Raw genomic sequence first — 25,313 nt, 5'->3', positions numbered from 1 at the left:
TTAATTTGGAAATTTTTTTTCAGGTTCTTGAATTACTATATTCTAGAACTTAAACTGTTGAAAAACAGATTTTTGAATTGTTATTTTTTTAGTAAAAGAATAATATTTTGTTTTTTGCATATAAATCAGGTTTTATCCAAATTTTTGACGGAAAAATAATGACTTAGAAATTTGGATAAAATCTGGAATTGGCTATTTTTGGAGTATCCTTATTAGAAGTAGAATTGTGCCCAAAATAATTTTAGATAAAAAATTTATGCCTGAAGTACAACCCATTAGAAAAACCGTAATATCTCCAGACTTATCTAAAGATGCTGTCCTTGAGGACTTTAGGGTGGCTCTTTTGAGTAGGCAAGCTTCCCTGGTTGGGCGGAAAGAAGTATTTATGGGGAAAGCTAAGTTTGGGATTTTCGGAGATGGTAAGGAGCTTGCTCAAATTGCCATGGCTCGCGCTTTCCAACTCGGCGATTTTCGATCTGGTTATTATAGGGATCAAACCTTTATGATGGCAATTGGTGAATTGACTGTTCAGCAGTATTTTTCACAATTATATGCCCATACCAATGTAGAGATGGAGCCTGCTAGTGCGGGAAGATTAATGAATGGTCATTTCGCGACTCGCTCTCTTAATGAGGATGGTAGCTGGAAGGAATTGACCAAGATGTATAATTCTGCTGCAGATATTTCTCCCACAGCAGCTCAAATGCCCAAACTTTTAGGCTTAGCATTTGCATCTAAATTATTTAGGGAGAATAAAGGATTGAAAGGTTTTACCGATTTATCCATCAATGGAAATGAAGTTGCTTGGGGTTCAATTGGTAACGCATCTACTTCTGAGGGGATTTTCTTTGAAGCGATTAATGCTGCCGGTGTGATGCAGGTTCCCATGGTAATTTCTATTTGGGATGATGCTTATGGTATTTCCGTGCCTCAAGAATATCATACAACGAAAGGCAGTATTTCTGAGGCGCTTGCTGGATTTGAAAGAACAGATTCCCAGAAAGGCTTTGAAATTATTAAAGTGAAGGGTTGGGATTATGAAGGGTTGATGCAAGCTTTTTTCAATGCGGGCAAAATCGCTCGAGAAGAACATGTTCCTGTATTGATTCATGTAGATGAAATGACTCAACCACAAGGACATTCTACCTCAGGATCCCATGAGAGATATAAATCAGCAGAACGATTAAAATGGGAAAAGGAATGGGATTGTATAGATAAATTCAGGGAATACATTCTTTCATCCAAAATTGCTACTCCTGAAACCTTAGATAAGATTGAAGCTCAGGTTAAAGCAGATGTAAGAAAACAAAAAGAAACTGCTTGGCAGGAATTTTCTAAAGAGATCAAGGTAGAACTTCAAGAAGCAATCTCTTTAATTAAAGGGGCAGCCGAATATAGTACTAGAAAAGTGATTTTAACACAGATGGCAGATGAGCTTTCTAGGACGATTAATCCTATTAGAAAAGATGTCATCTCTACAGTTAGAAAAGCACTATTAGCCCTTCGGTTTGATTCCAATGAAACCAAAAATAAATTAAAATCATGGTATAAGGAACAAACAGAAAAGAATCACGATCGATACAATAGTCATTTGTATAGTGAATCTAAGTGGAGTGTCCAGAATATTGAGGAGGTTAAACCAGAGTATGATGAAAAATCTATTTTGGTAGATGGAAGAGAGGTACTTCAAAAATATTTTGATTATACCCTTGAACATAATCCTAAGTTCTTTGCCTTTGGAGAGGACGTAGGAAAAATAGGCGATGTAAACCAAGCCTTTGCTGGTTTGCAAGCTAAGCATGGTGAATTGAGGGTATCTGATACCAGCATTAGAGAAGCAACCATTGTGGGACAGGGAATTGGTACTGCTTTAAGAGGCTTGAGACCAGTTGCTGAAATTCAGTATATAGATTATTTGTTATACGGTCTACAAATGCTCTCTGATGATTTGGCATGCCTTCAATATCGAACCAAAGGTGGTCAAAAAGCCCCACTAATCATAAGAACAAGAGGGCATCGATTAGAAGGAGTTTGGCATTCCGGTTCTCCGATGGGCATGATTTTATCTACACTACGTGGTATGGTTGTATGTGTACCAAGAGACATGACTCAAGCAGCTGGTATGTATTCTACCTTATTGAAATCTGATGAGCCTGCTATTGTGGTAGAATGTCTAAATGGCTATCGATTAAAAGAAAAATTGCCTTCCAATTTGGGTGAGTATAATGTGCCTTTGGGTAAACCTGAAGTTTTAAGAGAAGGAAAAGATATTACTATTGTTACTTATGGTTCGATGTGTAGAATTGTACTCGAAGCAGCAAGTGAGTTAAATGAACTTGGAATTGATGTAGAAGTGATCGATGTGCAGACGCTTTTACCATTCGATACATATGGGGTAATAGGAAACTCAATCAAGAAAACTAATCGAGTGATTTTTGCAGATGAGGATGTGCCAGGAGGTGCATCTGCTTACATGATGCAGCAAGTAATAGAAGGTCAGGAAGTGTTTCGTTATTTGGATTCTGAACCGTTGACGATAGCAGCTAAAGCACATAGACCTGCTTATTCTTCTGACGGAGATTATTTTTCAAAACCAAGTTTAGAAGATATAGTCGAAAAAGTTTATGGGGTCATGAACGAAGTAGATCCTAAATCTTTCCCAGCATTGTAAAAAAAATGAAGCCCTTCAAATTGAAGGGCTTTTCTTAATTTTTTGTAATGGTACTTAAGGTGACATCGGGGCTTGTTACTTCATTACTTTTGTTCAACGCTCGATCTTGAATCTGAAGTTCTACCCTTAAGGTGTCTGTTCGGAAGATAGACTGCCAACCAGAAGAAAGCATGGCATATCGAATATTTCCCTCAATAGCCTGAGTTTGATCATTATTCAATATTCTAGGGAAACGTCCATTAAACGTGGTGTAAAAAGGAGGGTCTTGCCACTTAAACTCTGTGTATTGTCCATTTCTTTTCACAAAGAACTTTACATAAATATTGTATTGATTAGGGTTTTGAACCACCCATATGGTGTCTTTGACAATTGCATTATTGATAATCGGATCAATCACCCAATCAATTGGGTTGTAAGTAGGAGCTTCTGGAGGCCTTGTAGAATAAGTAATTAATTCACCGACATTGTTTCGTTGGTATTCCACCGCATTAAAGGGTGGATTGATTTCTGTAGCTCCCAGTCCTAAGTCTCCTTCAGCATCTTTAAAATTTAAGGAAACAATCAGAGAATCTGGCCCAGCAGTAGGGATATATTCAATGGAGGAAAATTCAATTTCAGGTGTACTTGGGAAATTATCAGGTGAGTTGACACAAGAAAAACTTGCTACAGCTAAAAAGAATATTCCTGAATAGTTTTTGAAACGCATAGGGCGAAAGTAAATTTACATCCAAGTTGAACAGTTCCATTATTGGACTTTGCAAAATATAAAACGATGCAGGATTTTAAAAGTTTTTCAGAAGTCATAAAGAATTTAAAATCTGAGGACTTTGACTCTACAGCATTAGAGCTTTTTCGGTTTCAGGCATCGGAAAACCAAATCTATAAAAAATACCTTGAAGCACGTAACATTGAAATTGAGGCGGTGAGTCAAGTGGAAGAAATTCCTTTTTTACCCATTCGTTTTTTCAAGGATCAACTCATAATTTCAGGAGATTTGGCTCAGTTCCCCGGATTTTTTTCCAGCAGTGGGACTACAGGAATGATTACTAGCAAACATTATTTCTGGTCTGAGGCTTGGTATTTAAATCATGCCCAATCGATTTTTGAAAAGGAATTTGGGGAATTAAGTAATTTTCATGTCTTGGCATTGCTACCCGCTTATTTGGAAAGAAAAGGAAGTAGTTTGGTCAGTATGGCTAATTTTTTTATTGAACAAAGCGGTTCTGAACATTCTGGTTTTTATTTATACAACCAAGATGAATTGCTGGATAAGCTAAGAGTTCTTCAACATTCCCCTAAAAAAGTATTGCTATTGGGAGTGACCTTCGCACTCCTGGATTTAGCGGAATCTAAAAAGGGATTTCCAACAATGAAAAATTTGATTGTAATGGAAACTGGGGGAATGAAGGGAAGGAGAAAAGAAATGATTAGGGAAGAAGTTCATGAGTTATTGAAGCCCTATTTTGGAGTTAAAACGATTCACTCTGAATATGGAATGACCGAATTAATGTCTCAAGCTTATTCAAAAGGGGAGGGGAAATATACCTTGCCCACCACCATGCGCGTTATGTTAAGGGATGTAAATGATCCGTATTCTTGGAGTACAAAAAGTCAAGGAGGGATTAATGTCATTGATTTGGCAAATTTCCATTCTTGTGCATTCTTGGAAACCCAAGATTTGGGGAGTTTTGATGAAAATGGATACCTCCAAGTTTTAGGAAGGTTTGATAATAGTGAAATCAGGGGGTGTAATCTTCTGGTTCAGTAATTGCTATCTTAAGAATAATTAAACATATTTGATCAGCATAAAATCTCAACTATGAAAAAATTAGCAACAATCGCATTATTGGTAGGAGTATTGGCCCTTGGAGCATGTGCTTCCAGTAAACCTTGTCCAGCTTACGCAAAAGCTTCTACTACTGAAAAACCGAATAGTTAAAAAAAATGCTGACCCTAATAGTCAGCATATTTTTTTATATCCTCTAAGCTTATTTCTGGTTCACCCAGAATCACGAGTCTTTCAATTACATTTCTGAGTTCCCTAATATTCCCTGTCCAAGGGAATTCCTGTAGTTTTTTCAGTGCACTTGCAGAAATGGTTTTACTTGCATCTCCATTTTCTGAGGCAATATCTCCTAGGAATTTCTCCACAAGAAGTGGAATATCTTCTTTTCTATCTTTTAGGGCTGGAACTTGAATCAGAATCACACTTAATCGATGGTATAAATCTTCCCTGAATTTACCTTCCTTGATTTCCTGTTTTAAATCCTTATTGGTTGCAGCAAGTACCCTTACATCCACTTTAATGTCTTTATCACTACCTACTCGATTGATTAGGTTTTCTTGAAGAGCCCTTAAAACTTTTGATTGAGCTGAGAGGGACATGTCACCGATTTCATCCAGAAAAAGGGTGCCCCCTTGGGCTTGTTCAAACTTTCCTTGCCGTTGTTTATGTGCAGAAGTGAAAGCTCCCTTCTCGTGACCAAACAGTTCACTTTCAATCAATTCTGAAGGGATTGCTGCGCAGTTTACTGCCACAAATGGATTGGAAGATCTATTGCTTTTTGCATGCACCCAGTGTGCCACTAATTCTTTACCTGTTCCGTTTGGTCCGGTAATCAATACCCTGGCATCGGTCGGAGCTACTTTTTCAATGGTTTCTTTTACTAGTTTGATGGCTGGGGATTCTCCCACCATGTCCAGCTTTTTGGATAGTTTCTTTTTTAATACTTTGGTCTCTGTGACAAGATTCTTTTTATCCAAGGCATTTCGGACAGTAAGTAAAAGTCTGTTTAAATCCGGGGGTTTGGGTATGAAGTCAAAAGCCCCTTTTTTGGTGGCTTCTACGGCAGTCTCGATACTTCCGTGTGCAGAAATCATTATGAACTGAGGGGATTTGTCCAAAGCTTTTGCTTGATCCAGCACTTCTATGCCATCCATTTTCGGCATTTTGACATCGCAAAGCACCAAATCAAAGTCTTCCTCGGTTAATTTTTTAAGTCCTTCCGCACCATCTTGTGCTTCAGATACATCAAATTTTTCGTATTCTAAAATTTCGCGTAATGTAGCGCGGATGACTTTTTCGTCATCTATAATCAAGATTTTTGACATGTCTCTAATATAAAAGAAAAAAGTGCAAGTCTATAAGCCGGGTTCTGTTTCCTTTTGATTAAAATCAGAAAGATTCTTGTCATTTATCTAGCCCTGACCTTGCGGTCAGGATCTATCGATCTACCCACCTCGGAATCCCGTAAAATACGAGAATCGTACGAGCAGCACTTTGCCCGAGGCCTATTTGATCTTTCAACCCATAAGGTTTGCCATGCCCCTGGCATCACTGCCAAGGCGGTGGGCTCTTACCACACCTTTTCACCCTTACCCAATCCGACGAATCGGAAGTAGGCGGTATATTTTCTGCGGCACTTTCTGTAAACTGACCGTCACCAGTCAGCCCCCTTCCCGTTAGGAAGTATGGAGCTCTACGTTGCCCGGACTTTCCTCTCCCCCGATGATAACCAGGGCAGCGACAAGACGACTTGCACGACGTAAAGTACGGAATTTTATACCGAAAGGGTTTCATCTCTTTGTTAAATGGTCTGTAATAAATGATGATAAAGGAATCGTCCTTTATTTTTAATAATTATTGAACAATTCAAGAACTTGAGGGTTTCTAAATTGATAAGCTATAAAATAGCTGATTTTCATAGTGCTGGGTTGAACCGCTCAAACGTGAGCGGTTCTTTTCGTTTTATTGCTGTAACTTTTAGGAATGAATGCAAGCAATAGATTCAAAAAATTAATTCGTGCAATAAACTGGTATCCACCCTATCTTTTTTCAGGAATCAAGGTGATTGACTACTCTCCGGATTTCCGGATGTTTAAAGTGAGATTGAAACTAACTTGGTATAATGGAAATTTGATTGGGACAGCATTTGGAGGCTCTTTATACTCCATGTGTGATCCGTTCTTTATGTTTATTTTACTTTCCAATCTTGGGGAAGAATATATTGTTTGGGATAAATACGCACATATAGAATTTGTAAAACCAGGTAAGGGAACTGTTTTCGCAATTTTTTCAATGACTGAGGAAGAGGTTAATCAGGTCAAGAATATCATAGACGATCAAGGAAGGCATATTTTCGAGTTTCCTTGTGAGGTGAAAGATGTCAATGGAAATTTAATAGCAAAGTTGAAAAAAGGGGTATATGTAAAAAAGAAGGACTTTCAAAAGTTAAATTCCTAAACTCCTTTTCCAAAGCATTGCTTACCTTTGATGAGAAAATTTATTAATTATGATTTTAGTAGGAAATGCGGTTCTTTCTGATGATATCAAAGAGAATTTTTTTGTCTGTGACCTGGAAGCCTGTAAAGGGGCATGCTGTGTGGAAGGAGATGCAGGTGCTCCATTGGAAGATGAGGAAACTAAAATCATTGAGGATATTTATCCAATTGTAAAAGATTATATCACCGAGGAGGGTAGAAAGGTAATTGAAGCTCAGGGAACTTGGGTGATTGATAAAGATGGCGATAAAGGAACCCCTACCATTGGAGATAACCGAGAGTGTGCTTATGCATTGTATGATGAGCGAGGGATTTTAAAATGCGGTATCGAACAGGCTTATTTGGATGGGAAAATTTCCTGGAAAAAGCCGATCAGTTGCCATATGTATCCCATCCGTGTGACCAAATACGATGAATTTGATGCGCTTAATTACGACCGATGGCATATTTGTGACCCTGCTTGCCAATTGGGATCAAGTTTGAAAGTACCTATCTATAAATTCTTAAAAGATGCATTGATCCGAAAATATGGAGAAGCATGGTATGAGGAATTGGTAAAAGAAATAGAAGGATAATCAGACTATACTTCATCCAAGGAAATTTGGATTTGGTAGTCATGTAATCACCCATAATTTCAATTGGAAACCTCAGGTATTTGAGCTCTAATCAGTTTTTATTTGGTAGTGCCTGATTGGTTCCTCACCTAGCAGGTGCTCAATAAAGTAATCCCAGCGTTTTTTTGTGAAGTAATCTCCGCTTGTTCTACCGAAACTGTGATTTCTACTTGGCCAAATAAACAGCTCGAAATCCTTGCCTGCATTGATTAAGGCCTCAGCTAGTTTGAAGGTTGCTGAAGGGTTGACATTTTCATCGACCCCACCATGGGCTAATAACAAATGCCCTTTCAAGTTAGCGGCATTGGTAACATTGGATTGCTTATGATAGAAATCCCCCACAGGATATCCCATATACATTTCAGGCCACCAAGCCTTTTCCATTCTATGATCATGATCACCAGCAGAAGCAACCCCTACTTTATAAAAATCAGGATGTAATAACATAGCTCTGGCTGCATCATAACCACCTGCAGAATGACCAAATATTCCCACCTTTTCTACATTCATAAATGAGTTTTTACTAGCCAACTCTTTAATGGCTAATACATGGTCAGTAGTACCATCACCAAGATTATTATAGGAAATATCGTTGAAAGCTTTTCCTCTTCCATGGGTCCCAAGTCCATCTACGGTAACCACAATAAATCCAAGTTCCGCCATAGGCTGTTGAAGCCCTATGAGACCTGCACGAAAGGTTTTTGGCGTAATGTCAATATGTGGCCCAGTATAGGTATAGTCTACAATCGGATATTTTTTCTTTGCTGAAAAGGTGGTAGGTAAATAATAGATTCCATAAATGGTAGTTTTGCCATCTTTGGCGGTGGCGGCAAACTGCTTAGGGCTTTGATACCCTTTCTTTAAAAGGTTTGAGATATCTGCTTTTGAAATTTCATGGACAATTTTACCTGTCTCTAATTCCCTGACAACAGAGACTGTAGGTTCATTTACAGTGGAGTAATTATCTACAAAATACTTGCTCCCTCCAGAATACGAAATATCATGAAATGATTTCTCAGGGGTTAAAAGCTGCAGTCCAGTCCCATCAAAATTGACTTTGTATACAAAGGAATAATAAGGATTTACATCCTTATCTACGCCTGCTGCTTCAAAATAGATTATCTCCTTTTCTTCATCAATTGAGAGTAGGTTTTTCACTACATAATCCCCATTGGTTATTCTATTTACCAGCTTTCCAGAGGCCCAATCCATTAAGTAAAGCTGGTTCCAGCCTGATTTTTCTGTTCCAAGAATGAATTGCCCATTATCCAATCTTCGGATGATATTATTATTGTTGATATGAGTAGGAGAGGGTTCAGAATATACCTTTCGGATTTTAGTTGTTTCCGCATTGATCTCTACCAAATCAAAAGCTTTAAAACCTCTATGTAAATAAGTCCCGAATAAATACTTGCCATCCGGATTCCAATTGAAGTACATTCCAATAAAATGTGGAGAGGTGAATTCCGTGAACTTGGTGGAATGTTTGGACTCTATATCAAATAGAACGGGTGTATAGGTGACCACAGTAGTATCCCCTGGGGAGCCTCGATAATAACCTTTTAACTGAGGACGAAACTTATCATCCTGGCTGTTGTCCAAGAGCAACATTTTCTCAGCTAATCTCAGATCTACTATTTGAGTTTGTATTCTTTTTGAATCTGGGGACCAATTGACGGTAAAATGTTCCGGTCTTTCTCCATCTTCTCCGTAGATCATGTCGGACCATCCCCAAAAAGAGGCATATTCATAATTTTTCTTTCCATCAAAGCTTAACTGTATTTCTTCTCCGGTTTCTAGATTTTCGACAAATAAATTAAAATTTTCGGTGTAAGCTTTCCAATTTCCATCGGGGGAAATAGAGCGGTCCCTTGTTTCGGAATCTTCCAATCTTTTAAATTCGAGTTTTTCTTCTTGGAATGTCCAGGTTTTATTTCGCCATTGAAAACTCAAAGATTGGTCTTTATTGAAGGAGATTCGGTTAAAGGGGAGATTACGATCATCTATGGGCTGGCCAGATTTTTCCTCTAGCAATTTTGCAAGCCTTGCATGATCAAATGCCTCAACTGTCTTTTTTTCGGATATATCCGTCAAGAAAAACCTTTTACCATCTTGGGTATGGGTTAGATGCCAAAAGCTGGTTTTTCCTTCTAGCCAATTTGGGTTTACATCTAAGTGGTATACCTCCCTTTGAATATTATTACTTAGAAAGTATTCGGCTTTATGATAGGTTTCTTCAGTGATTTGAGAAAATGCACTATTACAAATTAGTGCCACAAAAGCTAGCAAGAAAAAATACTTTTTAATGGGATTTGAACGTAATGAAGGAAGCATGAATTAAGAGTATTTTACAGATATCAAGTTAGAACCTAAAATCTAGAGAAACTCTTCTAAAATTGATAAATAGTAAACTTATTTTATAAATGGTTTTTAACCAGCGGCATCGTAAGCCATTTTTAACCAGCTAATTACTTCTTTTGAATATTGCTCTTCCGGATTGACTAGGATTCTATGGCTTACCATTCCATTAGATTTAGTGTCTAATTCAAGCATGCCAGTGGGTTCTTGGCCTTTTAAATTGATTCCAATGTCAAACCTGGTTTTCGTAGCAGGAATTAGCATTGCAAATTGTTTCTTCCTCCTGACGCTCACATAGGCATTCTTTGGAGCAAATTCTATATCGTTTCCAAAGGTTTTAATTTCAGTAATTAATTTTTCATATAGCGGTAATAGGTGCTCTTTTCCTTTGTATTGTTTGGAAATCAATTCATCCGATCCACTAGCAGATCCTGCATCAGATTTCAATGTTTTGTGGGCGACTAGATTGGCAAAACCATGGGTAAACCCATGATCACTTTTTAAGAACTTGAGGATTTCACCATGTTTTGAAAAATTTTCTTTTTTAACAATTGATACCCATTCATCCAGGCTTTTTCCTGTGTTTTTTTGAAGGTTATCCATCATGGTTTGTTCTGCTTGGTCCATTGTACTAGGTATTAAAATTCGATTTCAGATACTATTGGAAAATGATCCGAAGCATTTTTCAATTGCGTTTTAACATGTTGAATCAGATCATCATCTTTTTCCAGGTAGGGATTCCATACTTTTCCATGGAGCACTTGAATTCCTTGGCTGACCAAAATGTGGTCAATCAGTACATTGACTTGGTCTCCTGTAATTCGGTCTTTGAATCTACTCGAATTGGGAGTCCATCCATAAGAATTTAATTTGGGTTTAGGCAAAACAGATTTTAGGATGAATTCTGGATACCAAGTATCTCCAAGCAAAAGTTCAACTGCTGATTTGCTGAACTTATTTTCGTAAAAGTCAAGTTCAAATCCATCATTAATGTCTCCCATGACCATGACTTGCTGTCCTTTCTCCAAATACTCATCACAGCGCTGGCGAATGGACATACATTCTGCAAATAACTTGAGGCGATCTCGTTGGGAAATTTGTTCAAATCTAGCATAGTCCACCATGTCAAAAATCCCTTTTGATTTAGTGTGAGCAATAATCACCCTAGTACATAAAGTGTCATCTAACCCTAAAATGCTAAGTTCTAATGGGGGCCTGTAATGTTTATACTGCTCTTTAATGAGTCGATTTAACGTGTCCAATAGGAAAGCTTCATCAAACCTTTTCCCTTCCTTTACTTCAGGGGTAAAAAGTACGTTTATTTTGTCTGGATTATATAAAGCACAAAGTTCCTGTTGACCAGGTGATGGAAAACCATGTATACCCTTCAGATTTTTGTGAGGTATAAATTCTTGAACCCAGGCTTCCAATTGGATACTAGCTGTTTTGGAAAGATTGACCAATGTGTTTGGGCCTTCCACGATACCTAGAAAATCTGGGTCCATGGCCTCTATCACCTCTGCTAATTGTTGACTTCTTTCTCCTTCTTTTCCAGTGGTGATCGGATTTCCTTCAGGGTCAAAGAGCTCCCTCATCCATTCCACATTGTATACTCCAATTTTTAATATCATAAAAAATCCCTGTTTAATTAAAAAGCAGGGATAATTTACAAAATTCAGAGTATAGAATACAAATTCGATGCAACTACTTTAAACCTTGATGTAGATACGTTTTTTGTCCATCCAAAGGCCTATGATCCAAATCAGGAGCATATAGCTGAATGCAAAAAAGAACGATGCATTTTTAGGGCTTAACCAACTGGTAAACAAATTTTGATAAATAATGGCTCTTAAACTCATTTCCCCAATAGGGATCATTCCAAAAAGAGTAATTACCAATCCGGATGCGACATATAATATCAATGGGTTTCTTCCAAAAACTTCAAAAAAGTAAGTCCAATTATTTACTTTTTTCAATTCTATAATGTATACCAAAACAGCCAAAATCAACATATCAATTCCGACAGTCAACAATACATAGGAGCTGGTCCAAATCTTTTTGTTGATCGGGAAAACAAGGTCCCAGACATATGCTGCAACAATTAGTATTGCTCCACCAATGAGCAGTTTTTTGATGGATTCCATGCTATTCCCCAGTTTCTGGATCATCCGCCCAACGATGTAACCAGCTATTACATTCACGATGGCTGGAAGGGTGCTTAAAATTCCTTCTGGATCGAACGGAATTCCTTCACCTCCATACATTCTCTCAGCACCAATCCAAGAAAGGTCCAATTGAATAGCAGCATTTCCTGTCAATCCATAAGGATCTGTCGGATCTCCGAAAATATACATGATGCCCCAATAGCCAAGCAAGGCAATCGCGCTAAAAATCCAGCCTAATCTAATCCCACCAATATACAAGACGATGGCAGCAAAGAAATAGCTGAGGGCAATTCTCTGAAGAACCCCAAATAATCTAACTTCAGACAGTTTGATAAAACTAAATCCGCCATTTTCTGTGAGTTCATAAAAGGGGAATGCATTTAGTAGCCACCCTATTAAAAAGATCAATAGGGCTCGCTTTCCTACTTTTTTAAAGAAATTCTTGGCAGACATGTCTTGTAGCTTTTTCATGGAAAAGCTCATAGCATTGCCTACTACAAATAGAAATGTTGGAAAAACCAAGTCGGTAGGGGTGAAACCATGCCATTTGGCATGAGCCAAAGGAGCATATAAATTTGACCAATCACCCGCGGTGTTCACAATGATCATAAAGGCGATGGTCATGCCACGTAAAACATCTAATGCTAGATACCGATTGCTTAAGATTCCTGTATCTTGTTTTAAAGTCATAATTAAGGTTTGATCGTTTGGGTTTAAACTTAAAAAAAATGAAGGAAGTATTCCTGCCTCAATATAAAATATTATCTTGGATTAAGGCCTTCAGCCAATTTTTTATTGAATTAAAATTCTCCTTATGAAAAATATAGATTCCGAAAAGTTTAAAGTGGTAACTCCTATTGAGTTAAGTAAAATTTCAACATCCTACGATTTGGAAACTTCAGAAAAGAAAAAATCAAAAAAGCTGAATGAGTTTAGAGAGGAATTAAGTGAGCATCAAGACATCATGTATGCTCACAGTAAATATTCGGTGTTGGTCTGTCTGCAAGGGATGGATACAGCTGGGAAGGATAGTTTGATTAGAGAGGTTTTTAAAGAATTCAATCCTCGTGGAGTTGTAGTTCATAGTTTTAAAACTCCTACATCCAATGAATTAAAACATGACTATTTATGGAGACATTATATTGCTTTACCAGATAGAGGAAAATATGCTGTATTTAATCGAACTCACTATGAAAACGTGTTGGTAACTCGAGTGCATCCTGAATATATTCTGGGAGAGAATCTCCCTGGGATAAACTCAGTAGAAGATATTACTCCAGATTTTTGGGAAAATAGATTTGAGCAAATCAATAATTTTGAAAATCATATTAGCCAAAATGGAGTGATCATCTTAAAGTTTTTCTTGCACTTAGGTAAAGAGGAGCAAAGACAACGATTGCTTAGAAGACTAGATAAGAAGAAACATAATTGGAAATTCTCGCCGGGAGATTTGAAAGAAAGAGGGTATTGGGAAAAATATCAAGAGTTCTACGAAGAAGCGATCAATAGAACCTCCAAGCCCCATGCCCCATGGTATATTATTCCTGCGGATAATAAAGAAACTGCCAGGGTATTGGTTGCCAAGACTATTTTAGATGAAGTGACGCGATACAAGGATATTAAAGAACCTGAATTAGAAGAATCTATTGAAGAAAATATTCATCTATATAGGGAAGAACTGCAGAAAGAGTAAAATTTTGTAGTTCTAAAAATGCTTTTAAAAAAGCACTATTTGTGATATTTAAATAGGATTATTTTTGAATAACGTTGATTTTTTTTAACTTAAAAACTTTTAATGAGTTGATTTTTAATGGGTTAAATTTTTGTTGTTATGAAAAGATATTTGATTCTTTTAGTGTTTGGTTTTGCTTTTTTTTTAACCTCTTGTAATAGGCAAAAGACCTCTGATTCAAATGGTGAACAAATTGCAAGCAATACCAGCAAAGAGGAAATCAACTATGAATTGATTTTCAAGGAAGAAAGCCTATTAACTCCTTTAATGAATTCCCCGGGTTGTAGTCTTGGATTAACTTCAGAAGAATGCTTGCCTTTAATTAAAGAATTGAAGGACCGAGTAATAGAGATTATTAAAAGTATTGATAGTTCTATCAATGTAGATGAAAATCAAATTCGACTTTATTCTGAGGTTTCTGTTTACCTTGATGATTTGACTGCTTCCGAGTTGATAAACCTTGAACGAGAAAAAGGCACTTACCACTATGAGTTAGTACAGAGTATTGGTGTCCAAGCGAGGAGACCAATAATGCAATCAGAATATATTCTACAGGCGAGGAGGCCCATTATGCAAGAGCAGCTTCGATATGATTCTACTAATAAGGCAAGTAGAATGGTTCAGGAAATAGGAGGAGGGGCTCCGGCCAGCGGTAATCCTTCCCATAGAATTTGGATTATTGATTCGGGTATTGATTCCACTCATCAAGATATCCAATTCGAATTGAGTGAAAAAGATTTATCTATATCCTTCGCTAAACTTGATCCTAATCCCTTTAATGATGAATTGGGCCATGGAACATTCATTGCAGGAATAGTGGGAGGGGAAGCATCTACAAAGCCTGAATATGAATTTGGTTATGGCATCAACGGAGTTTATCCTGGTGCTAAAATGGTGTCAATAAAAGTTTTTGATGCGGATGGTAACTCTAATACATCAAGGATTAAATCTGGATTAGAGCATGTTTTAGCGAATGGGCAGCCCGGCGATATTGTAAATCTTAGTCTGGGTTATAAAGTGAACCCAAGCGCTTGCGAAAGCGGTATTGTTTATCAAAAAATACTTGAACTTGCAGAAAAAGGTATTTATGTCGTAATGTCTGCTGGTAATAGTTCGGAAGAATCCTTAATGAACTTCCCAGGTTGTATTGATCTTTCTACTAAACCTACTTCTGTCAAATCTAAATTATTTACAATAGGTTCTGTTGAGGTATTAAATTCAGGGTCCTATTTGTTCTCCAGTTTTTCAAATTATGGAATGCCATCTCTTGATTACCTAGAACCTGGTGAAAATATTTTCACTACTGCTCCCGGTGGCATGTATGTGATGGTTTCAGGGACTTCTTTTTCCACAGCAATTTTCTCAGGAATTCTTTACCATCAATCACCTGTAGGGAATATAACAACGATCAAAAGAGGAGCAGCACCTGGAGATCCAGACCCTTCTTATCCAATTGGGAAAATTGGGAATTGATGTATGCAAAACAGGAAATTAAGGAATAAATGTTGCGTAGTTAATTTGCACGCTGTAGATCAAAAGTTTCTAATTCTTTATTAAGTTCAAAACGGATGTTTTCCAATTTGTTTATAAAAGGAGTCAAGTCACCATTTTGAAGGTACGTCTTAAAGATTGGATTAAATCTTAAAATAAATTCATCTCTAAAACCATTGTCTATTGCTAAAGTCAAATAATCTAGGGCCTTAGTTTTGTTTCCTTTTAAGGATTCAAGCTGAGCAAGATCTAACCATAAATTAAAATCATCAGATACATTCCTAGCTTCTTCTTCCCGAACAGATAGGGCAGATTTTATATAAATGTCTGCTTGAGTTTGATTCCCTAATAATTGATAATTGAATGCTTGATATATTGGTGCGGAACTATATCTGTCATACAAAGCATCCGGGTTGTTTTGTAGTACTTCATCTAATATGGTGGTAGATAGTTCATGCTGATTGGCGTAAAAAGCTAGGTAACCAGCAGAAGTTTTTCCAAAGTCAGAGGAATCACTTATTAAAATTTCCTGAATTAATTGAATCGCTTCCGACGATTTTCCTTGGTCCAGCAACAAGTAACCTTTCTGTTCTGAAGTCACTGCATCATAGGTGATGGAATTGGCTTGATCCAGCCAGTCCAAAGCTTCTTTGGGTTGTCCTAGGATTCTATAAATCCAACCAGTAATTTGAAATGGTATGTATACTGCAGGATTATACATGCTGGATTTTATTTGAAGCTGAAGTGCTTTAACCAGATTTCCTTGAGTCATGTAAACAGTAGCCAAATTACCCATTGCACTACTGAAATTAGGGTTTAGTACCAGTGCTTTTTCCAAAGAGATTCTGGCATATTCAATTTGCCCATTATAATAAAATACGGTTCCTCTGGATTTGTAGGCACCTTCATAATACGGGTCGATGGATAAAGCTTTTTCACTCGCATTAAAACTTGAATCAAGCCATTTTTCACCTTCGCCATAAAAACTTAGCCTAGCATAGGAATCTGCTAAACCAATGTAAGCTGCGGCATAATTCGGGTCGATATCCAATGCTTTTTTGAAATAGTCAATCGCATTTAAAGTTTCAGAAACATTATTTAATCCATAACTCTCTTTCCCTTTGAGATAGAGTTCGTATGCATCAAAACTAATAGTTTGTTCTTTTGAAATTTGAGCTTTCTCCTCTGAACTTAAATTACTATTAAGCACATTGGCAATTTTTGAGGCTATTTCAGCTTGAACTTTAAAAATGTCCTTAACTTCTCTATTATAGGTTTGATTCCAGAGATTCTTATTTTCAATAGGGTCTATTAATTGAATATCAATTCGAATATTATCTCCTATCCATTGTATCGACCCTTTTAAAATAGTGCTTACATCTAAGACTCTAGCGATGGAATCAAGAGGGCTTTTGGAGTTTTCAAAGGCATAGACTGATTGCTTGTCAATTACTTTAATACTTTCAATTTTAGAAATATGAGAAATTACATCCTCAGTAAGACCCTCTGCAAAAAATGCTTGATCTGGATTGGCTATAATATTGGTAAAAGGTAAAACGGCCACGGATTTTTCTTTTTCCCATGTATAATTGTTCCATAACAGGGAATAAATTAAAAATAAAAGAATGGTAAGGATAGAAGCCAGAGCCACCCAGAATTTCCAAGGTTCCCGCTCTTGGATTTTCACCTTCTTGATCATATCGGCCCTTTTTGGAGTGGCCAAAGGAGCATTGGTCAGAGCATGTAGTTCCAATTCTTTCGCGACATTTTTCAGTCGGAAAAGTCCTAAATTAATATGTGTAAATCTGGTTTGTTTTGGGAGGTTGGCTAATACATCTGATGAGAATAAAACACAGGAGGGAACCCCAATGCTTTGAATTCTAGAAGCAATATTGACCGCATCCCCATAGACGTCTCCGTGGTCAAGGATAATACCGCCACAATGAAGACCAATTCTAAGCTCTAATTCACTTGATTTCCCCCATTCTTTTTGTATTTCTAGGCTGGCTGCTAACGCGTCCTCTGCAGTTTCAAAAATTGCCAAAATTCCATCACCAAGTTCTTTGATGATTTCACCCTGATATTTTTCGAATACCTTTGAGTGAAGAACCAAATTCTGCTTCATTAATTCGAAGGCATGATCTTCATCTTGACCCATCAAAAGGGTATATCCGACAATATCAGAAAAGTAGACGATTGAATGTTTCCTATTTAAAACTTGATCCATAAAAAATTACAGAAGTTGGGGTCTTTGTAGTTTGCATTTTTTCCCAGCCAATTAAACTAAGCGAAATAAAGTTGTATTTGAAATAATAATACGGGAATTATATGGGCTTGTTAAAAGATTTTGTTCAATCATTCAATATATACATTCATAAAATAGCAATTTGTGTTAGTTACTTTTTGTAAATTCTGCTGAATTAAATCAAATTGAAGAATCAATTTATTCCGATTCTTGAAATTATTCAAGGTACACTATTTTATTTACCATATAAATGTATTTTAAACAATAAAAAGAGTATTTTGGCATTACTCATTTGAGCTGATTTTGTATTGTTTTAACATATACCCTATGAAAAAGTTATTGATTGCATTCTTATTTTTTATGATTTGCCTAACAGGTTATAGTCAAAAAACCTATGTGGTCACCATGAAAGCTTCTTTCGAAGTTCCAGTTTTTGAAAACCGGGCAACAAATTCTGATAGAATCAGGCAATCTGATTTAAATGAAGATAGGAGAAATCAGAAAAAAGCAAGACTCCAGGAATTCCTTAATAACAAAGGAATCAGAAATGTCAAAAATCAATTTTTTGATCTAAAAGTAGGCTTTGTTGCACCCTTGACAGACCAGGAGCGAGAGAGTCTATTGAATGATCCCCAGGTAGAAAGCGTGGACGAAGATATTGAGACTCAAGGTAGGCCAATTATGCAAGGTATACCTGATTCTCAAGGAAGGCCGATTATGCAAGGAAGACCAATTATGCAATCCGATGAAATTGAATCTTCTTGGCTATATGATGAAGGGAATAAAGCCAGTTGCGCAATAGCCCTAGTGAATGGTTCAACAGATAGTAATAACAGGAGAGAAAGTATTTGGGTGATTGATACAGGGGTGGATGCCAACCATAGGGATTTGAATGTGAATCAGTCTTCTCGACTTGCAATTTCCTTTGTAGATGGCCAACCATTTAATGACGTATTGGGACATGGTACCCATGTAGCTGGGTTGGCAGCAGGAAAAGGATCAGGAAGTTTATCTGCCACTGGAGTGTCTTCTGGAGCAGAAATTATTCCTATAAAAGTGTTTGACAATAATGGGATTAGTAGTTGGGCTAAAATACTTTTGGCTTTGGATCATATTGCAAATTATGGCCAACCTGGGGATGTGGTTTTAATGAGTTTGGGTAGTTTTGATGTGTCCAATTGTGCTACTTCTAACCCTCAGTTAACATCAGCTATTAGGACAATAGCTGATAGTGGAATGTTTGTGGTTATGTCTGCTGGAAACGACAATGGAAATGCCGCTCAAAATTTGCCTGGATGTATCAATGGCCCTAACATTTTCACTGTAGGAGCCTTAGATTTCAGCTGTGGTGCTTTAGGAAGCAAATATGATGCGTCTAACTTTGGCTCAGGGGTTGATTATTTTGTGCCAGGTTCAAAGGTATTTTCAACTTGGCCAAGTCAAAATGGAGATGGACAAAATGTGTATCAAATCATGTCGGGAACCTCTATGTCTGCTGGAATAATGGCTGGAATTGTGCATGCCACCCGAGGTGCTCCAAGATCCTCCGGAACTATTACAATCAACGGTATCAGCTATAAAATAGCATCTAGATAAAATTGGATTAGGTTTATAAAAACGAAACCCCCGGCAAATAGCTGGGGGTTTTGTTTTTTTGAAGTTGAAGGAGATCGTTTTTTCAGATTTTATTCTTCTAACAATACTTCATCAATGAATACCCATCCTTTTTCTCCTGCTCCTGGATGCCATTTAGGAAGTCTTGGAATAGGAGTGAGTCTTACTCGAATTTCCTCAAATGATTCCTTTGGAAGATCGAATGCAAGAGCTTCCAATCTAGGCAACTTAATTTCTTCGCTTTGAGTAGGAACCTCTTTTTTTACTAAGGTCCAATCATCTCCTTTTTTAACCCAAATTTCTGCCAGACTAGGAGGGAATATGTAGGCACTTTCATTATAAAGAAGACTAAGAACAATTCTAGAAATATGTTTGTCACCTGGAAATTTGACCACAAAATCAGCAGGATCATCTTGATAGCCAAGCCATTCTCCTGTAGTGTGGTTGTTTTTTCCTTTAATTTGATCTTTTAATGTGGCCCCGCCATTTGCACTATATTTTTCTTTCGGGCTCTTTAACAATATGATATCGGAAGGATGAACTCCTGATTTGAAGAGTAGGATACTTTCTGTATCACTTCCTTTCCAATCATTGGCAAATACTCTAGCTGAAATTTTTGAGGTATTGCTGATCCAAATAGGTTCAGTATACATTGGACTTTGTATACTATCAGGCTCGGAACCATCTAATGTATAACGGATGTCTACTGTACCTATTGGATGCTTGATTTCTAACAAGGTGCTATCCTGAAATAATACTTTATCAAATATTAATTTGGGAGCATTCAATTCATAAACAAGACCGGTTGCATCAAAACCAAAATCTATGGTTACTTCTTTTAAATTATCCAACAACTGCCTTTTCCCATTTTCCGTAAAATCTGTTTGCCAAGCATATAAGCTCCTCAAGTTTTTAAGTTTTAACAAACTTGGAATGGCTTCATCTCCCACACGATTCCCAGAGATGGCTAAGCTTTGAAGGTTTTCTACTTTTGTCAGACTTTCGATTTGTGAGTTGGATATGTCAGCAAAATTTAGCTGGATTTCTTCCAGATTTTTGAAATCACTTAAAAATGAAAAGTCTACATTTTCCAAAGGCATTTTATTCAAGTTGAGTTTTACCACTTGTTCTTTTACCTTTTTTAAATCTATGAGTGATTCCGGATCAAATGCTGAAATTCCAAAATAGGATACTTCCAAAGCCGGAGATTCTGGATAAATCGGATTCACTTTCCTGAAAAAGTTATTGAGTTCTTGAATAAGTTCAGGATCTGCAGCTTTGAAAGAATAAGTTTTTGTTTTACTGAATTTTTCTGAAGCAAAGACAAATAGCTCGTTTTCTGGAGCTAATTCGACTACTTTTTTGTCAAAATCAGCGCCATAAAGAACCCAGGCTGTGAGAATTTCAATTTCTTCATCAGTTAGTTGCTCCTTATTTTTAGGAGGCATATGTTCTTCTTCCTCCTTTGGAAGGTGAATTCGTTGTGTTAGCATGGATTCATTCACGTCACCGGGTAATATGAATGGTCCAGATTTACCGCCTTTTTGTATCCCTTCCAGATGATCTAGGCGCAATTCGCCTTTTATCTTTCCTTCTTTATGACAGCTTTGGCATTTAGCTTCCAATATGGGTTGAACCATGTCCCTAAAGACTTGGGCATCCGCTAATTGAACTTGAGGGACTTCATCAGTTTTGATAGGGGCCAGGAGGAAATCACTACCGTGGGTCAAATTGGCACCAAAATGTCCTGTAAGAACTACCGTTCCAGCCAATATGAAAGAAAGTGGTTTGAAAATTGGGCCTTTCTTTTGACTAAGGAAATAGATCAATACAGAAAGTAAATAGGCTGCAAAACCCATCCATTGATGCCAGTTGAGTTCAGCACCTTCATAATCTTCTTGTGCTAGAATGAGACCCGCGATCACCGTGATGCCTGCAAAATTACTACCTATCAACAAGCAGTAGGTCCCAACTTTTTTGAATTCCTCTTTAATATTCGGAATCCAAAAAAACACAATACCCATAAGTATCAATACAATTGGGAAATGGAGTAAAAGCGGATGAGCTCTTCCAATTACTTGAAGCCAGCCGGGAATTAATAAATGGGTACCTGCAATTGATAATATCAATGCCAACCCTAACCATACGAAAAGAGCGTTTTCGAGAAGTTGTTGAAAGCGTTTTGTATGAATCATAAGGGGTTAGGCAAGTAAATCTTTGACAACCTTTCCAGAAACATCTGTCAATCGATATCTCCTTCCCAAGTGTTTGTAGGTAAGCCTTTCATGATCTATTCCCATTAAATGGAGCATGGTAGCTTGAAAGTCATGTACATGTACAGGGTTTTCTGTAATGTTATATCCAAATTCATCAGTTTCTCCATATACCATTCCTGACTTAACTCCGCCGCCAGCCATCCAGATAGAGAAGGCTCTAGGGTGATGGTCTCTACCATAATTGTTTGGCTGGATTTTACCTTGGCAATAATTGGTTCTACCAAATTCTCCTCCCCAGATCACCAGGGTTTCATCTAACAAACCACGTTGCTTAAGATCCTTGATGAGTGCAGCTGAAGCTTGGTCTACATCTTTGGCTTGCATGGCCATTTGGTCTGGTAAGTCCCCATGTTGGTCCCATCCTTGATGATATAATTGCACAAATCGAACTCCACTTTCGGATAGTTTTCTCGCCAAAAGACAGTTGGCAGCATAGGTGCCGGGAACTAAGCAATCTGGTCCATACATTTTAATAATGCTATCCGGTTCTTTGGAAACATCAGTCATTTCAGGTACCGCCGTTTGCATTCTGAAAGCCATTTCGTATTGCTGGATTTTTGCACTGATGGCAGGATCGTTAAATTCCCTATAACTCAAATCATTCATGGCAGAGATTTGATCGAGCATTTTTCTTCGCTCATCTCTAGACATGGATTTAGGGTCTTTTAAATACAATACAGGATCTTCTGAATTTGAAAATTGGACTCCCTGATGGGTGGCATCTAAAAATCCATTACTCCATAGTTTAGAGTAAACTCCTTGACCATTCCCTTTTCCTCTACTGAGAAGTACACAAAATGCAGGTAGATTGCTGTTTTCACTTCCTAATCCATAGCTCAACCATGAACCCATACTAGGTCTGTTCCCTACTTGGGCTCCTGTTTGAAAAAAGGTAAGTGCAGGATCGTGATTGATCGCTTCTGTATGCATGGATTTGACAATACAAATATCATCTACGACACTTGCTGTATGGGGGAATATTTCAGAAATCCAGGCCCTGGATTCTCCGTATTGATTGAATTTGAAATAAGAACCAACTAAAGGGAAAGAGCTTTGCCCAGCCGTCATTCCGGTCAAACGTTGCCCTTTTCGAATGGACTCAGGAAGTTCCTGTCCCATATTTTTATTGAGAAGTGGCTTGTAGTCAAAAGATTCCAATTGGCTTGGGGCACCATTTTGAAATAAATAAATTACCCGTTTTGCTTTTGGCGCAAAATGGGGGAGGGCAGCCATAATGGCTTCCTCGTCAGGACTTCCCCCTTTGAATAAATCCGGTATAAGGAGTGATCCTAAAGCAGCACTTCCTACACCCAAGCTCAACTTGGACAAAAATTTTCTTCTATTAAGATTTAATCCTTGCTCTAATAGTTCCTTTTCCATCTTAAATCTTTGTAATCGTTTCTTCCAAATTATATAAGCTAACTATCACTTGCATTAAAGCAGCGTTTCTCGCGGTTTCCTGACTAGGATCAATAGGATATTCCCCAACTTCCAAGGTGGGCTTTATCTGGTCTTTATTGTTCTCAAATCGCTCTAATTGATCCTCAAAATAAGATTCCAAAAGATCTTTTTCCTCAGATTTCATGTTTCTGCATAGGATTCTTTTAAATGCGTTTTCGATGGCCTCCAAGTCATTGTCGTATTGAGATCCAAGGTTCATTGCGAGTACTCTGGATGCTTCCAAAACCATAGGATCATTGAGCATCACCAAGGCTTGCAATGGGGTATTGGTTCTTCCTCTTCCTACTTCGCATTGATCCCGATTACTGGCATCAAAAATGATAGCTTTTGGAGGAGGAACGGTTAGTTTGATGAAGTTGTAAAGGCCTCTTCTATAAAGATTTTTACCGGTGTCTTGAATATAAGTTGCCAAGACTCCTCTTCCGGAAGATGCCGCTTCCCATACTCCTTCAGGTTGGTATGGTTTAACACTTGGTCCACCCAGTTCTTGATGTAAGAGTCCGCTACTTGCCAAAACCAGGTCTTGAATATTTTCCGCAGTGAGTCTCAATCTTGGTGCTCTCGCCAAATAAATGTTTTCGGGGTCAATCGATAGGTGTTCTTTTGTGATTTCAGCAGATTGCTGATAGGTAGCGGAACTTAAGATTTGTTTCAGTAATCGCTTGATGTCCCAACCATTTTCCATAAAGTCCACAGCCAACCAATCTAGAAGTTCAGGATGACTCGGTAAATCCCCTTGCATTCCAAAATCACCTGCTGATTTTACGATTCCCGTACCAAAGATTTCTTGCCAAATTAAATTAACAAATACTCTTGCTGTCAATGGATTGTCTCTATTTACTGTCCATTTTGCTAATCCAAGTCTATTTGCCTCTAAATCCTCTGGAAACTCAAGTATAGAAGCGGGTGTAGAAGCAGAAACCGGAATGGTTGGAGCATCATAAACTCCCCTATCTAGGATATAAGTGGTCCTTTTTTCCTCTCCTTCCAATTCCCCCATCACAGAAACGCTAAGTTTAGAGCTGTCTTGGTAATTAATAAATTCCATGATCCCTGAAAGGTCTTCATGATCCATCCATAAAACTGGAGTTTTGGCAGGTTTGGAAATCGAAACATCTCCTTCATATCCTTTTTCAGGAGTATTGTTGAAGAAGGCAAAAAACTCGTAATAGTCTTTTTGGGAAAAAGGATCATATTTATGATCATGGCACTGGGCACATTCCATTGTAATGCCTAAAATACCCTTACTGAAGGTATTGGTTTTATCTAGCACGTATTCTATTCTATACTCCTCGTCGATCACACCACCTTCTTCTGTGTATTTATGATTTCGGTTAAATGCGGTAGCAAGAATTTGTTCTTTGTTTGCATTGGGCAATAGATCACCGGCTAGCTGCCAAGTGATAAAATCATCATAGGGAAGGTTTTCATTAAATGCATGGATCACCCAATCCCGATAAGGCCATTGGGTTCTAATATTATCATCTTGGTACCCATAGCTATCCGCATATCTAGAAATATCCATCCATAGTACGGCTAGTTTTTCCCCATAGGAAGGATCTGATAAAAGTCCATCTAATAAATCTTCGTAAGAATATTCTCCTGAAAAATCCTTAAATCTATCCAATACTTCTGGACTAGGAGGTAATCCTGTCAAATCCAAACTTGCCCTTTTGATCAATTCATAGGGTTGAGCCTTAGGGTTCGGTTTCAACCCCTTCTCGAGCAATTTATTATAAATGAACTGGTCTATTTCATTGTTGGCCCATTCAGTTGCTTTAGGAACGACAGGTTTTTCCGCCCTTGTAAATGCCCAGTGAGGTTCGTACTGAGCCCCTTCTTCGATCCATCTTTTGATAAGCGCAATTTCATTTTCAGTCAATGCTAGATTAGACTCCGGAGGAGGCATCAGTTCACCAGGATCTTCAGAAGTGATCCGGTGATACACTTCCGATTCTTCAATTTTTCCTGAAACAAGGGCGAATTTCCCCGGACTTTCTTTTAAAGCTGCAAAGGCACCTTCTTCTGTATCTAATCTTAAATCTGCCTCCCTTTTGTTTGCATCGGGACCGTGGCAAGCAAAACACTTATCAGAAAGAATGGGACGGACATGAAAATTATAACTGACTTGATCGATTTTGGCCAAAGAGCTAGCTTCTTTGTTTTTTTCCTGACAGGAAAAAAACAGTGCGAAAATCGGCAGGAAAGCCAGAATATGTGACTTTTTAATGGTCATTTGAGAAAGTTTTACGGCCTTAAGTTATAAAAAATTTTTATAAAAGTCGGTTGATTTTTAATAAAAAAAAGAATAATTGAATTCATTTTTTTATTGTCTAATGTATTGGAAATTAGTGTTTTTGCCTAATAAAAAGCTTGATTTTAGTAAGAATTACAAAAAAATTAAA

General features: G+C 37.6%; 17 protein-coding genes and 1 other RNA gene. 7 read left to right on the top strand and 11 right to left on the bottom strand.

Annotated elements, in window-relative coordinates; all coding sequences use genetic code 11:
• Positions 1-256: 256 nt before the first annotated feature.
• On the top strand, positions 257-2,671 hold the full coding sequence (locus tag JYB62_RS05985; protein ID WP_205644504.1) for an alpha-ketoacid dehydrogenase subunit alpha/beta: 2,415 nt from the start codon (positions 257-259) through the stop codon (positions 2,669-2,671).
• 34 nt (positions 2,672-2,705) lie between these two features.
• Here the strand turns inward: JYB62_RS05985 and JYB62_RS05980 are convergent, their stop codons facing one another.
• Positions 2,706-3,377, bottom strand: coding sequence for a hypothetical protein (locus JYB62_RS05980; RefSeq protein ID WP_205644503.1), 672 nt, complete (start codon positions 3,375-3,377; stop codon positions 2,706-2,708).
• A 66-nt stretch (positions 3,378-3,443) separates the two neighbouring features.
• Here JYB62_RS05980 and JYB62_RS05975 point away from each other — a divergent pair, with 66 nt between their 5' ends.
• Positions 3,444-4,439 (top strand): long-chain-fatty-acid--protein ligase, encoded by a 996-nt coding sequence (locus JYB62_RS05975; protein ID WP_205644502.1) that lies wholly within the window; start codon positions 3,444-3,446, stop codon positions 4,437-4,439.
• Between the two features lie 185 nt (positions 4,440-4,624).
• Here the strand turns inward: JYB62_RS05975 and JYB62_RS05970 are convergent, their stop codons facing one another.
• Both JYB62_RS05970 and rnpB read right to left on the bottom strand, forming a co-directional pair.
• Positions 4,625-5,782, bottom strand: coding sequence for a sigma-54-dependent transcriptional regulator (locus JYB62_RS05970; protein WP_205644501.1), 1,158 nt, complete (start codon positions 5,780-5,782; stop codon positions 4,625-4,627).
• Between the two features lie 17 nt (positions 5,783-5,799).
• Positions 5,800-6,214: RNase P RNA component class A (gene rnpB / locus JYB62_RS05965), an RNA gene on the bottom strand.
• Between the two features lie 226 nt (positions 6,215-6,440).
• Here rnpB and JYB62_RS05960 point away from each other — a divergent pair.
• Positions 6,441-6,914: a DUF4442 domain-containing protein gene (locus JYB62_RS05960; protein WP_205644500.1), complete on the top strand. Its 474-nt coding sequence runs from the start codon at positions 6,441-6,443 to the stop codon at positions 6,912-6,914.
• A gap of 49 nt (positions 6,915-6,963) precedes the next feature.
• Positions 6,964-7,527, top strand: a complete 564-nt coding sequence (locus JYB62_RS05955; protein ID WP_205644499.1) for a DUF3109 family protein — start codon at positions 6,964-6,966, stop codon at positions 7,525-7,527.
• A gap of 87 nt (positions 7,528-7,614) precedes the next feature.
• Here the strand turns inward: JYB62_RS05955 and JYB62_RS05950 are convergent, their stop codons facing one another.
• From JYB62_RS05950 to JYB62_RS05935, 4 genes are all read right to left on the bottom strand, one after another.
• Positions 7,615-9,900: a S9 family peptidase gene (locus JYB62_RS05950; RefSeq protein ID WP_205644498.1), complete on the bottom strand. Its 2,286-nt coding sequence runs from the start codon at positions 9,898-9,900 to the stop codon at positions 7,615-7,617.
• A gap of 96 nt (positions 9,901-9,996) precedes the next feature.
• Complete coding sequence (locus JYB62_RS05945) at positions 9,997-10,551, bottom strand: DUF4287 domain-containing protein (protein ID WP_205644497.1); 555 nt, start codon at positions 10,549-10,551, stop codon at positions 9,997-9,999.
• A gap of 11 nt (positions 10,552-10,562) precedes the next feature.
• The gene (locus JYB62_RS05940; RefSeq protein ID WP_205644496.1) at positions 10,563-11,555 is read right to left on the bottom strand and encodes an endonuclease/exonuclease/phosphatase family protein; all 993 of its coding nucleotides are present in this window, start codon (positions 11,553-11,555) and stop codon (positions 10,563-10,565) included.
• A 78-nt stretch (positions 11,556-11,633) separates the two neighbouring features.
• Entirely contained in the window at positions 11,634-12,779 is a 1,146-nt protein-coding gene (locus JYB62_RS05935) for an acyltransferase family protein (RefSeq protein WP_205644495.1), read from the bottom strand.
• A 124-nt stretch (positions 12,780-12,903) separates the two neighbouring features.
• On the opposite strand from JYB62_RS05935, the gene JYB62_RS05930 reads away from it, so the two are divergent.
• Together JYB62_RS05930 and JYB62_RS05925 are read left to right on the top strand one after the other, a co-directional pair.
• Positions 12,904-13,782: a PPK2 family polyphosphate kinase gene (locus JYB62_RS05930; RefSeq protein WP_205644494.1), complete on the top strand. Its 879-nt coding sequence runs from the start codon at positions 12,904-12,906 to the stop codon at positions 13,780-13,782.
• A 138-nt stretch (positions 13,783-13,920) separates the two neighbouring features.
• Positions 13,921-15,294: a S8 family peptidase gene (locus tag JYB62_RS05925; RefSeq protein WP_205644493.1), complete on the top strand. Its 1,374-nt coding sequence runs from the start codon at positions 13,921-13,923 to the stop codon at positions 15,292-15,294.
• A 40-nt stretch (positions 15,295-15,334) separates the two neighbouring features.
• On the opposite strand, the gene JYB62_RS05920 is transcribed toward JYB62_RS05925, so the two are convergent.
• On the bottom strand, positions 15,335-17,539 hold the full coding sequence (locus tag JYB62_RS05920) for an adenylate/guanylate cyclase domain-containing protein (RefSeq protein WP_205644492.1): 2,205 nt from the start codon (positions 17,537-17,539) through the stop codon (positions 15,335-15,337).
• A 345-nt stretch (positions 17,540-17,884) separates the two neighbouring features.
• Here JYB62_RS05920 and JYB62_RS05915 point away from each other — a divergent pair, with 345 nt between their 5' ends.
• Positions 17,885-19,153, top strand: a complete 1,269-nt coding sequence (locus JYB62_RS05915; RefSeq protein WP_205644491.1) for a S8 family serine peptidase — start codon at positions 17,885-17,887, stop codon at positions 19,151-19,153.
• Between the two features lie 89 nt (positions 19,154-19,242).
• Here the strand turns inward: JYB62_RS05915 and JYB62_RS05910 are convergent, their stop codons facing one another.
• The 3 genes from JYB62_RS05910 to JYB62_RS05900 are packed head-to-tail and all read right to left on the bottom strand — an operon-like array spanning position 19,243 to position 25,144.
• Positions 19,243-21,366, bottom strand: coding sequence for a c-type cytochrome domain-containing protein (locus JYB62_RS05910; protein WP_205644490.1), 2,124 nt, complete (start codon positions 21,364-21,366; stop codon positions 19,243-19,245).
• Between the two features lie 6 nt (positions 21,367-21,372).
• Positions 21,373-22,827 (bottom strand): DUF1501 domain-containing protein, encoded by a 1,455-nt coding sequence (locus tag JYB62_RS05905; RefSeq protein WP_074223775.1) that lies wholly within the window; start codon positions 22,825-22,827, stop codon positions 21,373-21,375.
• Between the two features lies 1 nt (position 22,828).
• Entirely contained in the window at positions 22,829-25,144 is a 2,316-nt protein-coding gene (locus JYB62_RS05900) for a PSD1 and planctomycete cytochrome C domain-containing protein (RefSeq protein WP_205644489.1), read from the bottom strand.
• Positions 25,145-25,313 lie beyond the last annotated feature (169 nt).

Origin of the sequence: Algoriphagus lutimaris (assembly GCF_017051705.1) — a bacterium.
Taxonomy (GTDB): Bacteria; Bacteroidota; Bacteroidia; order Cytophagales; family Cyclobacteriaceae; genus Algoriphagus; species Algoriphagus lutimaris.
This window is presented reverse-complemented; position numbering and strand designations above follow the sequence as displayed.